The organism is Streptomyces sp. NBC_00829 (genome assembly GCF_045161795.1).
Classification (GTDB): Bacteria; Actinomycetota; Actinomycetes; order Streptomycetales; family Streptomycetaceae; genus Streptomyces.
The window spans coordinates 3,505,707-3,519,116 of sequence record NZ_CP108867.1 but is presented as its reverse complement, the minus strand read 5'-3'; the positions used below and the strand labels follow the sequence as shown (position 1 = coordinate 3,519,116).

Annotated in this window: 13 protein-coding genes; 8 read left to right on the top strand and 5 right to left on the bottom strand. The window is 68.7% G+C overall.

The window, feature by feature from the left end; all coding sequences use genetic code 11:
• Positions 1–201 precede the first annotated feature (201 nt).
• The 5 genes from OG293_RS15130 to OG293_RS15110 all read left to right on the top strand — a co-directional run bounded on the left by OG293_RS15130 (position 202) and on the right by OG293_RS15110 (position 2,504).
• Positions 202–807 carry a hypothetical protein gene (locus OG293_RS15130; RefSeq protein ID WP_406003601.1) on the top strand — a complete coding sequence of 202 codons (606 nt, stop codon included), beginning with the start codon at positions 202–204 and terminating at the stop codon, positions 805–807.
• A 14-nt stretch (positions 808–821) separates the two neighbouring features.
• A complete protein-coding gene (locus OG293_RS15125; protein WP_405999313.1) occupies positions 822–995 on the top strand; it encodes a hypothetical protein in 174 nt (57 codons plus the stop codon).
• A 102-nt stretch (positions 996–1,097) separates the two neighbouring features.
• Positions 1,098–1,493: a BlaI/MecI/CopY family transcriptional regulator gene (locus tag OG293_RS15120; protein WP_405999312.1), complete on the top strand. Its 396-nt coding sequence runs from the start codon at positions 1,098–1,100 to the stop codon at positions 1,491–1,493.
• 10 nt (positions 1,494–1,503) lie between these two features.
• Positions 1,504–2,025 carry an amino-acid N-acetyltransferase gene (locus OG293_RS15115; RefSeq protein ID WP_405999311.1) on the top strand — a complete coding sequence of 174 codons (522 nt, stop codon included), beginning with the start codon at positions 1,504–1,506 and terminating at the stop codon, positions 2,023–2,025.
• A 143-nt stretch (positions 2,026–2,168) separates the two neighbouring features.
• Positions 2,169–2,504, top strand: a complete 336-nt coding sequence (locus OG293_RS15110; protein ID WP_405999310.1) for an Lsr2 family protein — start codon at positions 2,169–2,171, stop codon at positions 2,502–2,504.
• On the opposite strand, the gene OG293_RS15105 is transcribed toward OG293_RS15110, so the two are convergent.
• Positions 2,483–3,058, bottom strand: a complete 576-nt coding sequence (locus tag OG293_RS15105) for an SCO3374 family protein (protein ID WP_405999309.1) — start codon at positions 3,056–3,058, stop codon at positions 2,483–2,485. The genes OG293_RS15110 and OG293_RS15105 overlap by 22 nt on opposite strands.
• A gap of 432 nt (positions 3,059–3,490) precedes the next feature.
• On the opposite strand from OG293_RS15105, the gene OG293_RS15100 reads away from it, so the two are divergent.
• Positions 3,491–6,016, top strand: coding sequence for an ATP-dependent Clp protease ATP-binding subunit (locus tag OG293_RS15100; protein ID WP_405999308.1), 2,526 nt, complete (start codon positions 3,491–3,493; stop codon positions 6,014–6,016).
• Positions 6,017–6,106: 90 nt separating this feature from the next.
• Here the strand turns inward: OG293_RS15100 and dacB are convergent, their stop codons facing one another.
• Entirely contained in the window at positions 6,107–7,735 is a 1,629-nt protein-coding gene (dacB, locus tag OG293_RS15095; protein ID WP_405999307.1) for a D-alanyl-D-alanine carboxypeptidase/D-alanyl-D-alanine-endopeptidase, read from the bottom strand.
• A 539-nt stretch (positions 7,736–8,274) separates the two neighbouring features.
• Between dacB and OG293_RS15090 the strand changes: the two genes are divergently transcribed.
• Positions 8,275–8,958 carry a M23 family metallopeptidase gene (locus OG293_RS15090; protein ID WP_405999306.1) on the top strand — a complete coding sequence of 228 codons (684 nt, stop codon included), beginning with the start codon at positions 8,275–8,277 and terminating at the stop codon, positions 8,956–8,958.
• 26 nt (positions 8,959–8,984) lie between these two features.
• Here OG293_RS15090 and OG293_RS15085 read toward each other — a convergent pair whose 3' ends face one another.
• Positions 8,985–9,545, bottom strand: a complete 561-nt coding sequence (locus OG293_RS15085; RefSeq protein ID WP_405999305.1) for a TetR/AcrR family transcriptional regulator — start codon at positions 9,543–9,545, stop codon at positions 8,985–8,987.
• A gap of 105 nt (positions 9,546–9,650) precedes the next feature.
• Here OG293_RS15085 and OG293_RS15080 point away from each other — a divergent pair, with 105 nt between their 5' ends.
• Positions 9,651–11,231 carry an MDR family MFS transporter gene (locus OG293_RS15080; protein ID WP_405999304.1) on the top strand — a complete coding sequence of 527 codons (1,581 nt, stop codon included), beginning with the start codon at positions 9,651–9,653 and terminating at the stop codon, positions 11,229–11,231.
• Positions 11,232–11,382: 151 nt separating this feature from the next.
• Here the strand turns inward: OG293_RS15080 and cseC are convergent, their stop codons facing one another.
• Together cseC and cseB are read right to left on the bottom strand one after the other, a co-directional pair.
• A complete protein-coding gene (cseC, locus tag OG293_RS15075) occupies positions 11,383–12,708 on the bottom strand; it encodes a two-component system sensor histidine kinase CseC (RefSeq protein ID WP_405999303.1) in 1,326 nt (441 codons plus the stop codon).
• Entirely contained in the window at positions 12,705–13,409 is a 705-nt protein-coding gene (gene cseB, locus OG293_RS15070) for a two-component system response regulator CseB (protein ID WP_405999302.1), read from the bottom strand. The genes cseC and cseB overlap by 4 nt, the downstream gene beginning before the upstream one ends.
• Between the last annotated feature and the right edge of the window lies 1 nt (position 13,410).

Genomic DNA, 13,410 nt, shown 5'->3' with positions numbered 1-13,410 from the left:
CGTCAGCCTCGCCGACGCCCGGGGGCCCCCGGCGGGGCCGCACCTCGCGTTCGCCGTCCCCGCAGGGCACGCGGCCGGCGGGGCGGGACCCGCGGGGCCCTGACTCCGCCCCGCCGCGCCCGGTGCGTCCAATTAACCCGATTTTGTCCAAGTCGCACGTATCGTCGGCCCATGCCCACGCCATACGGATCCCGCGGCGGCATGGCCTTCAGCGCAGACGAGCTGCGTGTGCTCCGACGCGCCCTCGCCATCGCCCTCCATCCCGTCTCTCTCGCCGACGAGGACATCCAGGACTGCCTGCGTCTGGCCGACTCCCTGGACGAGGCGGTGCGCGAGGCCGGCCGGCTGCGTACATTCCTCCTCGCCGACCTCGCCCGCTACCGCGAAGCGCTCCCCGGTTCCGCGGCCGGATATCTGGAGCTCCTCCAGGACGCCCTGGCCGCCGGCTACGACCCGCGCCCGGAGGATCTGGCCGCGCTGCGCACCCTGCGCGGCCATCCGGCCGGCGCCGCCGTGCTCAACCGCTGCCAGACGCTCTCCGAGCAGTCCGTACGCGCCCGGCTGGCGGGCCATCCGGTGCGAGGCGCCGGGTCGGCCACTCCGGGCCCTCGTACCCGGCTCCTGGCGCTTCCCGGCGGGCGTGCCGACGACGCCCCCAAGCCGCAGCAGAGGCCCAAGGAGAAACCGCAGCGGGAGCCGCAGCCCAAGGCGCCCGCGCCCGCCGACCGTCCGGTGCCCAAGCCCTCCGAGGTGTTCCCGCCCCGGCGCAGGCCCGTGCCCCCGCCGGACCGGTGCGCGGCCGGATAGCTACTCTGGGAGCCATGGACTACGTATCCGCGCTCCTTCCCCCCGTGGTGATGGCCGCTTTCTTCATCGGCCTGGTCGTGACGATCGTCAAGAGCCAGGGCGGCCCGAACAAGGCCAAGGAGGACGCGGTCGTGGACGCCGCGCTCGCCGGTCCGGCGTCCGCCCGGCAGGCCGGCCGGGACGACTGACGCGCTTCTGCATCCAGGACGTACGGTGGATTTCCCGCCGTACGTCCTTTTTGCTACGTCAATTACCAGCCATTTTGGCGCAACTCGCACTATGGTGGCGACGTGCCCCGCCAATTGGGAGAGCTGGAAGACGCCGTCATGACACGCGTCTGGCAATGGAACCGGCCGGTCACCGTCCGGGAAGTCCTGGAAGACCTTCAGCAGGAGCGGTCCATCGCCTACACCACGGTCATGACCGTAATGGACAATCTCCATCAGAAGGGCTGGGTCCGCAGGGAAGTCGACGGCCGCGCCTATCGATATACGGCGGTCTCCACCCGCGCCGCCTACTCGGCCGCACTGATGAACGAAGCCTGGTCGAAGAGTGACAACCCCGCAGCCGCGCTTGTCGCCTTCTTCGGCATGATGTCGGCGGAGCAGCGCGAGTCCCTGCAAGCCGCCGTCCGCATCGCTCAGGGGGACGAGCCCGCCGAGGGCGGTACCCGGCCGGAGCGATAGCGTCGGGGCCATGTCTTATGCCGCGGCAAATGCCATCACCGTCCGGCGGGCCAGGACCAGCGATGTGTCCGAGGTCCGCCGACTCGTCGATCCGTACGTGCGTGAAGGCATCCTGCTCGACAAAGCAACGGTCACCCTTTACGAAGCCATCCAGGAGTTCTGGGTCGCGGAACACGGTGAGGGCGGCCGGGTGGTCGGCTGCGGCGCTCTGCATGTCATGTGGGAAGACCTCGCCGAAGTACGCACTCTCGCCGTCGATCCGGAGTTCAAGGGCACCGGAGTCGGCCATCACGTCCTGGGCGAGCTGCTGGAGACGGCGCGCAGGCTCGGGGTGCGACGGGTTTTCTGCCTCACCTTCGAAGTCGACTTCTTCTCGAAGCACGGCTTCGTCGAGATCGGTGAGACGCCGGTCGACGGAGATGTCTACAGTGAGCTGCTGCGTTCCTATGACGAGGGCGTCGCCGAGTTCCTCGGGCTCGAACGAGTGAAGCCGAACACCTTGGGCAACAGCCGGATGCTTCTGCACCTGTGATCACCGCAAGAGGCGGAACCCTATGTCCGAATCGCGCATGTTTCCCGCGTTCTTGAGGTTCTGAACCTCTGCCAAGGGTTTGTGTTTTCCAGGGAAAAGCGGTTTCCTTTCCGCGTACTGCATTTTCGATGAAAGGAAATCCGGTGGCACAGAAGGTTCAGGTCCTTCTTGTCGATGACCTCGACGGCGGCGAGGCGGACGAGACGGTGACGTTCGCTCTGGACGGCAAGACCTACGAGATCGACCTCACCACCGCCAATGCGGACAAGCTCCGTGGTCTCCTCGATCCGTACGCCAAGAGTGGCCGGCGCACGGGCGGCCGTGCGGCGTCCAGCCGTGGCAAGGGGCGTCCTGCCGCTGGTGGCAACAAGGACACCGCGGAAATCCGCGCCTGGGCCAAGGCGAACGGCTTCGAGGTGAACGACCGCGGCCGCGTTCCGGCCACGGTTCGCGAGGCTTACGAGAAGGCCAACGGCTGATTCGTACGTGGCGTATTCGTACGCAGCAATCGGGCCCGGTGGCACTCCGTCGCCACCGCGTCCACAAGACGTACAAGATCGGGGCTGATCCCCCCGCCTGTTCCGGGCCCGCGTCCGAAAGGCGTCAGGGCCGGCAGCGTCGGCTCCACCTCGCGCCCCGGCACGGGGGGTCGCAGCCATAAGGCGGCCCCCCGCGAGCCAGGCCGTCCGGGCGGCGGCGGGGCGGTCATCAACCCGCCCGCGCCGATGGCGGTCAGATCGAGCGCGATCCCGCCCCACTGCAGCCAGTCGAGCAGTCCGGGCAGCTCGTCGGCGCATCCCGCGGCCACCAGCAGCCGCATACGGCGCCCCATCACGGCCACGGGCCCAGATGCCCCCGTCCGGCGCAGAGCGGCCGCACCGGCGTCCGAGGGGACCTCCAGCACATCGAAGCGAAGCCCGGTCAGCAGCCGGACCGGAGAGCCTTCGGCGGTCGCCCAGCCGAGCTCGTTCTCGTACCACTGAGCGGCACTGCCGTCGGCGGGCGTGCGGGGAAGCGGAACGGTGAAGGCCATACTCCGGGAACTGCCGACCCACCCCCCGAGTTACGCAGAGTGGGGAGTCGATTGCACACAGTGTCCGGGTTGAGGGCGGAAAAGCGCATTCGAGGGCGCAAGGTTGTTCGCCCGTAGCTGAGGGAACCAGGTGCGCGCCGCATGGAGTGTCAGTGCTTACGGGTAAGACATTCCTAGTGGGGAGGGGCGACACGCTCGCAAGGCCGTCTCACGTTCGCCATCGGCGTAGTGATGGTGAGGGTAACTGCCTGGCCTGCGGGAACATCGTCTCGCACCATCGGGTTGGAGCAGTTGTCGGCGTTCAGGGGTCAGGAGGCCACAGACGGGTGTCGGCAGTTGGAATGAGCGGTCCCCGCTTGCGGGACTAAGCTGCGGAAGGACAGGGAGGGGACCGACCCCTTACTGCCTGACCGCTCTGAGGAGCGATTAACGATGTTCGAGAGGTTCACCGACCGCGCGCGGCGGGTTGTCGTCCTGGCTCAGGAAGAAGCCCGGATGCTCAACCACAACTACATCGGCACCGAGCACATCCTCCTGGGCCTTATCCACGAGGGTGAGGGTGTCGCCGCTAAGGCCCTGGAGAGCCTCGGGATTTCGCTCGAGGCGGTCCGCCAGCAGGTGGAGGAGATCATCGGCCAGGGCCAGCAGGCCCCGTCCGGTCATATTCCCTTCACGCCCCGTGCCAAGAAGGTCCTGGAGCTGTCGCTCCGCGAGGCTCTTCAGCTGGGCCACAACTACATCGGCACCGAGCACATCCTGCTCGGCCTGATCCGCGAGGGCGAGGGCGTCGCCGCCCAGGTCCTCGTGAAGCTGGGCGCCGATCTCAACCGGGTGCGACAGCAGGTCATCCAGCTGCTCTCCGGCTACCAGGGCAAGGAGGCCGCCACCGCAGGCGGCCCGGCCGAGGGCACGCCCTCGACCTCGCTCGTCCTGGACCAGTTCGGCCGGAATCTCACCCAGGCCGCTCGTGAGTCCAAACTCGACCCGGTCATCGGGCGCGAGAAGGAGATCGAGCGGGTCATGCAGGTGCTTTCCCGCCGTACGAAGAACAACCCCGTGCTCATCGGCGAGCCCGGCGTCGGCAAGACGGCGGTCGTCGAGGGCCTTGCGCAGGCCATCGTCAAGGGCGAGGTGCCCGAGACCCTCAAGGACAAGCACCTCTACACCCTGGACCTCGGCGCGCTGGTCGCGGGCTCCCGCTACCGCGGTGACTTCGAGGAGCGCCTGAAGAAGGTCCTCAAGGAGATCCGCACCCGGGGCGACATCATCCTGTTCATCGACGAGCTCCACACCCTGGTGGGTGCGGGCGCCGCCGAGGGCGCGATCGACGCCGCCAGCATCCTCAAGCCGATGCTGGCGCGGGGCGAGCTCCAGACCATCGGTGCGACCACGCTGGACGAGTACCGCAAGCACCTGGAGAAGGACGCCGCGCTGGAGCGCCGCTTCCAGCCCATCCAGGTCGCGGAGCCGTCGCTGCCGCACACGATCGAGATCCTCAAGGGTCTGCGGGACCGCTACGAGGCCCACCACCGCGTCTCCATCACGGACGAGGCGCTCGTCCAGGCCGCGACACTGGCCGACCGGTACATCTCGGACCGCTTCCTGCCGGACAAGGCGATCGACCTGATCGACGAGGCCGGCTCCCGGATGCGCATCCGCCGGATGACCGCGCCGCCGGACCTGCGCGAGTTCGACGAGAAGATCGCGGGCGTCCGCCGCGACAAGGAGTCGGCCATCGACTCCCAGGACTTCGAGAAGGCGGCCTCTCTCCGCGACAAGGAGAAGCAGCTGCTCGCCGCGAAGGCCAAGCGCGAGAAGGAATGGAAGGCCGGCGACATGGATGTCGTCGCCGAGGTCGACGGCGAGCTCATCGCCGAAGTCCTCGCCACGGCGACCGGCATTCCCGTCTTCAAGCTGACCGAGGAGGAGTCCTCGCGTCTGCTGCGCATGGAGGACGAGCTCCACAAGCGCGTCATCGGCCAGAAGGACGCCATCAAGGCGCTCTCGCAGGCCATTCGCCGTACGCGAGCGGGTCTGAAGGACCCGAAGCGCCCCGGCGGCTCGTTCATCTTCGCCGGCCCGTCCGGTGTCGGTAAGACCGAGCTCTCCAAGACGCTCGCCGAATTCCTCTTCGGCGACGAGGACGCGCTGATCTCTCTCGACATGTCGGAGTTCAGCGAGAAGCACACGGTTTCCCGCCTCTTCGGTTCCCCGCCCGGATACGTGGGTTACGAAGAGGGCGGCCAGCTCACCGAGAAGGTGCGCCGGAAGCCGTTCTCCGTCGTCCTCTTCGACGAGGTCGAGAAGGCCCACCCCGATATCTTCAATTCCCTTCTGCAGATCCTGGAGGACGGTCGCCTGACCGACTCCCAGGGCCGCGTCGTGGACTTCAAGAACACGGTCATCATCATGACGACCAACCTCGGGACCCGGGACATCTCGAAGGGCTTCAACCTGGGCTTCGCGGCTCAGGGCGACGTCAAGTCGAACTACGACCGGATGAAGGTCAAGGTCAACGAGGAGCTGAAGCAGCACTTCCGGCCCGAGTTCCTGAACCGTGTCGACGACACGGTCGTCTTCCACCAGCTGACCGAGGAAGACATCATCCAGATCGTCGACCTCATGATCGCCAAGGTGGACGAGCGTCTGAAGGACCGCGACATGGGTCTGGAGCTCAGCCCCACGGCCAAGTCGCTGCTCGCCAAGAAGGGCTACGACCCGGTTCTGGGCGCCAGGCCGCTGCGCCGGACGATCCAGCGCGAGATCGAGGACATCCTGTCGGAGAAGATCCTCTTCGGCGAGCTGCGCCCCGGTCACATCGTGGTCGTGGACACCGAGGGCGAGGGTGAGGAGAAGAAGTTCACCTTCCGCGGCGAGGAGAAGTCCGCGCTGCCGGACGTCCCGCCGATCGAGCAGGCCGCCGGCGGAGCCGGGCCGAACCTGTCCAAGGACGCGTAAGCATCCGCGTGCGTGAAAAGGGGCTGCCCCGGACCTCAGGGTCCGGGGCAGCCCCTTTTCGCCGTTCCGGCGGGGGCAAGGGTGACCGGTTCAGCAGGACTTCGGCTTCTGCCAGGAGCATTCGAGGCCGGACGGAAGCTCATCGGTGCGCGCGGCCTTCGGCGGGACGGCCCTCACCGGACCCGCCCCCGTGTCCGAGCCCGCCAGTGTCACCACGATCGCGTCCTCGATGCTCTTCACCGAGGACGCCAGGTAGTTGTTGAGGACGACGCTGTAGACGAGCTCGCGACCACCGGTATCGGTGACGTATCCCGAGAGGGCCGAGGCGCCGGTCAACGAGCCTGTCTTGCCGCGGGCGTTGAGAGCGGCGGGCGTGGCACACATCCGGGAGCGGAGGGTGCCGCCGATGGCGCGGTCCGGATTGCAGGCCACGGGGAGGGAGGCGTACCAGTCGGCGTACCAGGGGGCGTCGCGTACGGACAGGAGCAGGGTGGCGAGTTGCTCGGCCGGGAAGAGGTTCATCCGGGTCAGGCCGGAGCCGTCGAGCTGGCGGACGGTGGAGGTCTGCACGCCCTCCTTCGCCAAGTAGCCGCCGATGGCGGTGAGTCCGGCGGCCCAGGTGCCGCGGCCCGAAGTCTCGTGGCCGATCGTCTTGGTCAGCGTCTCGGCGTGCATGTTGTTGGAGAGCTTCATGAACGGCAGCATCAACTCCCTTAGCGGCATGGAGTCGTGCGAGGCGAGCAGCGTGGCGCCGGGCGGTGTGGCGCGGCCGGTCCGGGGGCTGCCGGACACGTGAACGCCGTGCCGGGCGAGCGCGTCGGAGAAGACGGCGGCGGCGTAGCCGGTGGGCTCCCAGGTGGTCACCCACTCCTTGGCCGCGCTCGCGCCGAGGGGGATGTCGCCGCTGACGGTGATGGTGTTGGTGCCGTGCTGCCGCTCGACGGCGAGAGTGTCGGCCCCTCCGGCCGGGACGGTGGTGCCCCGGACGTCGAGGCGTACGTAGCGGGTGGGCGGGGTGAGCCTCACCTGCGGTCTGTCGCCGGCCTCGGCCCCTGGAGCGGCCTCCACGATGACCGTGCCGGAGTCGTAGTCGGTGTCGGGCGCGACGGTGAGGGCCGAGATCTGCGCGGAGTAGTAGGAGGATTCGTTGTCGGCGGCCCAGGCACGGCCCAGGCGCTGGGTGTCGAAGCGTGTGTCGTCGGCGACGAGACGGCCACTGACGCGCCGGATGCCGGTCGCCGCGAGATCGGCGGCCAGGCGGTCGTAGTCCGAGGCCAGGGTCGTGGGATCGCCGCCGCCGCGCAGAAAGAGGTCCCCGCGGAGGGTGGAGCCGTGACGGCGGCCGGTGGACAGGACGTCCGTGCGGAAGCGGTAGCCGGGGCCCAGTAACGCCATCGCGGCGGCGGAGGTGGCGAGCTTGGTGTTGGAGGCGGGCATGAGCCGGTCGCCGCCGTCCCGCCGGTAGAGCCGCTCCCCGGTGGCCGCGTCGGCTATCACCACGCTCGCGGCTGCGCCGTCCATGCGGGCGTCCGCAAGGATCCTGTCGATGGCGCCCTTGAGCCCGGTGTCGGAGGGGCCCGCCCCGGCGGGCGCGCTCCAGGTGAGCATGCAGGCGAGGCCCAGGACGAGGGGCCGGACGAGGCGCCGGGCGCCCCGGGGGCGCCTCGCGGGCCGGTCCGTGCGTATCAGCCTGTCAGTGCGTATCAGGGGTCTCCTCATGGCTCAGGAGCATCCCTGAGCCACCTGCGGGCGGAAAGGAGGCGGATCGGCCGTTCGGACCCGCCTTACGAACGTGCGATTTCGGGCGAAACGGGCAATCAGGGCTTGGGTGTTGGTGTGTCGTGGGCAACATCCAGGGGCCTTCGGGAGCCCTCGGCTGGTGACAAGGCACACAGGCCCAATTGGCCCTACTAGGCGAGATAGGGGCAACGTTCCACCCTCGCCGGGGGGTTTCGGCCTCGGGTGCGCCAGGACCTTTGGTCCATTGGTGGGCGATTTGTTCCCATCTGGGTCCGATGGCGGCCTCGCCTTGGCCGTACATGCGGTTAAACCTGTCTCGGCCGGGATATTTCCACCGCTCTCCGACGCAGTTCCCGATCGCTCCAGAAAGGTGTCAAGACTCGTAATTCCGGCGCTATGGCTACGACGCAATGTCGTAGATGGGGTGTTTGAGGCGAAGTGGGCGCGTCGGATACCAAGGGATGGCCAGCCCGGTGCGAGTGCGCCGGGTCCATTCATGCCCCGGAGGTTCACCCCGTATGTCGAAGAGCGTCATCAACCACCGTCTCCGCCCGTCCGTGCTCCGTAGCCGTGGCGCCGTCGTGGCCGCCGGACTCGGCGCCGTGATGGTCGTCGGAGCCGGTGCGGGTGTCGCCTCTGCCGCTACGGGCAAGGCGGCAGTCGCGAGCCCCGCCGCCGCTGTCTCCGCCCAGGCCGGCGCCCAGGCGAAGGCCGCCGCGAACGCGAAGGCCGTCAAGGCCGCCGTGGCGAAGGCCGCCAAGGCCAAGGCCGCCAAGAAGGCCGTCTCCTGGGTCAAGCCCGTGGCCGGCTACACGCTGTCCGCGAGCTTCAACCAGGGCGGCGCCATGTGGTCGCACAAGCACTCCGGCCAGGACTTCGCCGTCCCGGTCGGCACCCCGGTCAAGGCCACCCACGGCGGTGTCATCGTGAAGGCCGGCCCGAACGGCGGCGGCGACGGTCCCGCGTACGGCAACGCCATCGTGATCAAGCACGGCAACGGCAAGTACTCGCAGTACGCCCACCTGTCGAAGATCAACGTCCACATCGGCCAGTCCGTGAAGACGGGCCAGAACATCGCCCGCTCCGGCAACACCGGCAACTCGTCCGGCCCGCACCTGCACTTCGAGATCCGTACGACCCCGAACTACGGCTCCGCGCTCAACCCGGTGTCCTTCCTCCGCGGTGTCGGCGTCACGATCTGACGCACCGCACCGGAAGCACCCCGGCGTCAGCCCGTGACGCCGTGGGCCTGGCTCACCAGATCGATGGCGACCTCGAGGACGGCCCTGCGCTTGTCCTCCGGGTCGCCTTCGACGTCCTTGAGCAGGAACATCCCGGCGTGCATCGTGAAGAGCGCGCTGAAACACCGCACCTGGTCGGGCAGCGCGGCCTCGGGCTCCTTGATCAGTTCGAGCATCGTGAGCATGCGGTCCTTGAAGGTCTCGCCGACGCTCAGGTCCCGTACCGTCGCCTGGTTCTCCTGCATGAAGCGGAAGAGCGGGGCCGCGCCCGAGAGCGCGGCACTGTAGCGGCTCAGGATCTCCTTCTTGGTCTCCAGTGTGTGGGGCTGCGTCTGTCCCCACTCGATGAGCTCGTCCATGGGCCTCGTGAGGTCCTGGAAGAGGCTGACCAGGATGTCTTCCTTGGTCTTGAAGTGGTAGTACAGGGCCGCCTTGCTGACGTCGAGCCTCTCGGCGATCTCGCGCAGCGACGTCTTCTCGTAGCCCTGCTCGGCGAAGAGCTCGAGGGCCACGTCCTGGATGCGCTGGCGGGTGTTGCCTCTGGCCATGTGGCTCTCCTGGGAAACTTACTTGACGCCCGGCTAGTTACGCGTCTACCTTCCCTAGTGTAGTCAACTAGCCGGGCGACAAGTAAGTGTCGGGGAGTGGGAGCGATGGCCAGTAGGGCAAACGTCGAGAAGCAGCCGGAACAACAGGGCGACCAGGCCGAGCCGCAGCCGCGCAGTGTGCGGGTCGTCATCCTCGCGCTCATGATCGCCATGCTGCTGGCCATGCTGGACAACATGATCGTCGGCACCGCGATGCCGACCATCGTCGGCGACCTCGGCGGTCTGGAGCACCTTTCCTGGGTGGTCACCGCATACACCCTGGCCACGGCTGCCTCCACCCCGATCTGGGGCAAGCTCGGCGACATGTACGGCCGCAAGGGCATCTTCCTCACCTCGATCGTGATCTTCCTGATCGGCTCGGTGCTCAGCGGCATGGCCCAGGACATGGGTCAGCTGATCGGCTTCCGCGCGATCCAGGGACTGGGCGCGGGCGGTCTGATGGTCGGCGTCATGGCGATCATCGGCGAACTGGTGCCCCCGCGGGAGCGGGGCAAGTACCAGGGCATGATGGCGGCCGTCATGGCCGTCGCGATGATCGGCGGACCGCTCGTCGGCGGGGCCATCACGGACCACCTCGGCTGGCGCTGGAGCTTCTACATCAACCTGCCGCTGGGCGCCGTCGCGCTCGCCATGGTCACCGCGGTGCTCCACCTGCCCAGGAAGGAGCGCACCAAGGCGCGCATCGACTATCTGGGCGCGGGGCTGCTGACGGTCGGCATCACCTCGATCGTGCTGATGACCACCTGGGGCGGTACGGAGTACGCCTGGGACTCGGCCGTGATCATGGAGCTCATAGCGGTCGGCGTGGCCGCGCTCACCGGCTTCTTCTTCGTCGAGACCAAGGCCGCGGAACCGATCATGCCGCTGCACATCTTCCGCAGCCGCAACTTCACGCTGATGTCCGTGATCGGCTTCCTGGCCGGCTTCGTGATGTTCGGCGCGGTGCTCTTCCTCCCGCTGTTCCAGCAGTCGGTCCAGGGGGCCTCGGCGACCAACTCCGGCCTGCTCCTTCTGCCGATGCTGCTGTCCATGCTGGTCGTCTCGATGATCGCGGGGCGGGTCACCACCAACACCGGCAAGTACCGGCTCTTCCCGATCATCGGCGGCGGGCTGATGATGGCCGGCCTGTTCCTGCTGTCGACGATGGACACCGAGACCTCGCGGACGACGTCCGGGCTGTACATGGCGGTGCTCGGCGCCGGCATGGGCTTCCTGATGCAGGTCACCATGCTGGTGGCGCAGAACAGCGTCGAGCTGAAGGACATGGGTGTCGCATCCTCCGGGGCCACCCTCTTCCGTACGCTCGGCAGCTCCTTCGGCGTCGCGATCATGGGCGCGCTGTTCACCGGCCGGGTGCAGGACGAGATGGCGGCCCGGGGCGGCTCGCAGATCACCGAGCATTCGGCGCAGCTGGACGCCGCGAGCCTGGCGAAGCTTCCGGACCCGGTCCGCGAGGCGTACGAGTTCGCCGTGGCCTCCGGGACGCATGCGGCCTTCCTGCTCGGCGCGGCCGTCGCGGTCGTCGGCTTCCTGGCGGCGTTCTTCGTCAAGGAGGTGCCGCTGCGCGGCGCGGGTCCCGCGGCGGCGGCCGAACGGACCGCCGACAAGGTGGCCGAAACGGTCTGACGTCAGGACCCGCCAGGGGCCTCAGGGCCTACCGGGCTCCGGGCCTTCCGAACGGACCACTGACCATGACCCCCGGCGCACACCGGGGGCCATGGTCAGTGGCGCGTGCCGGCGTGGCCCGATCCGGCAGACGGGCCCTGGGCCGTGTCCCTCAGTAGTCGGTGGGAGCCATCATCGGGAAGCTGCCGGTGTTCGTCGGCGCGTGCTCCGGCAGCCACAGCACGGCGATCGCCCCGCCCGACTGGCCGAGCGGCGTCGTCATGCCCTCCGGCGCGGCATTGCGGAAGGTCAGCCGGGCCCCGAGCACCCGCGCCTGGCCCGCCGCAATGGTCAGACCCAGGCCGTGGCCGGTCCCCGCGCGGTCGCTGGCGCCCGTACGGAATCGGCTCGGGCCCTCGCGCAGCAGGTCCTCCGGGAAGCCGGGACCGTGGTCGCGTACCCGCACCACGCGGCCCTCGACCGTGACCTCGACCGGGGGCCTGCCGTACTTGCGGGCATTGGTCAGCAGATTGAGCAGGATGCGCTCCAGCCGCCGGGGATCGGTGCTCACCCACGACTCGTGCACGACCCGGACCGTCACATCGGGGTTCAGCGTCGCTATCCGGCGGCTGACGAACTCGCCGAGCGCGATCTCCTGGAGCTCGGCCCGCTCGGAGGCGCTGTCGAGCCTGGCCACCTCCAGGACGTCCTCGACGAGCGTCCGCAGGGCCTGGGCCCTGTCCCGTACGAGCTCGGACGGGCGCCCGGGGGGCAGCAGCTCGGCTGCCGTGAGCAGCCCGGTGACCGGGGTGCGCAGCTCGTGCGCGATGTCGGCGGTGACCCGGCGCTCCGCCTCGATGCGCTCGTTCAGGGCATCGGTGAGGGCGTCGACGGCGCGGGCGAGGTCGTCGGTCTCGTCGCGTACGAGGCCGCCGATGGCGTCCCTGACCCGGACCTCGGTGTTGCCCTGCGCGACGTTCCGGGCTGCGGCGGCGGCCTTGCGCAGCCGGCGCGAGATCTGCCCGCCTATCAGCACACCGAGGGCGCAGCCGCCGAAGACCACCGAGACCGAGCCGATGACCAGCGCCCGGTCGAGGTCCTTCATGATCGTGGCGCTGCGGCCCGCGAACTGGGTGTGCAGGGAGAGCACATCGCCGTTGGAGAGGGGGACGGCGGCCCAGATGTCGGGCGCGCCGCCGTGGTCCTCGGCCACATAGGTGCCCCGCCGCTTCTCGCGCATCAGCTTCTGGAGCGCTTTGGGCAGCGTCGGGTCATTGATCTTGGTGTTGAAGCGCGGGTCCTTGTTCTTGGACGTCTCGTACCAGCGCTGGGCGAGGACCACCCGGTCCATCTGCACGTCGCGGGCGTTGTCGAGCATCGAGACGCGTGCGGCGTTGTGGACCACGAGGCTCAGCGCCATGGCGATCAGTGCGCCGACGCCCGCGATAGCGATGCTGATCTTCCATCGGACGCCGGTGCGCAGTACGAGCCGCCTCATGCCTTGAGCTTGTAGCCGAAGCCGCGGACCGTCTCGATCCGGTCCTGGCCGATCTTGGTGCGCAGGCGCTGGACATGGACGTCCACGACACGGGTGTCGCCGCCCCAGCCGTAGTCCCAGACCCGCTCCAGCAGCTTGTCGCGCGAGAGGACCGTGCCCGGCGCCGAGGAGAACTCCAGCAGGAGCCGCATCTCCGTCGGTGTCAGCGCCACCGGCTCACCCCCTTTGCGCACCTCCATGCCCTCCGTGTCGATCTCCAGTTCGCCGAAGGCGAGCAGAGGGCCCCGCGGGTCGTCGTCGGAGACGGATTCGCCGCGCTGCGACCCGCCCGCATGGCCGAAGCGGCGCAGCACCGCGCGGATGCGGGCGACCAGCACCGCGCCGTCGAAGGGCTTGGTCACATAGTCGTCCGCTCCGGCCTCCAGGCCGAGTACGACATCGATGGAGTCCGCGCGGGCCGACAGCATGATGACCGGTACGGTCGACTCGTCCCGGATGCGGCGGCACAGGCTCACACCGTCCAGGCCCGGCACCATCACATCGAGCAGTGCGATGTCCGGGCGGTTCGCCCGGAAGGCATCCAGGCCCTGGAGCCCGTCGGGCATCGCGGTGACCCTGAAGCCGTCGCGCTCCAGTGCCAGCTGCGTCGCCTCGCGGATGACGTCGTCGTCCTCGACGAACAGGACATGGGTCTCGGCCATC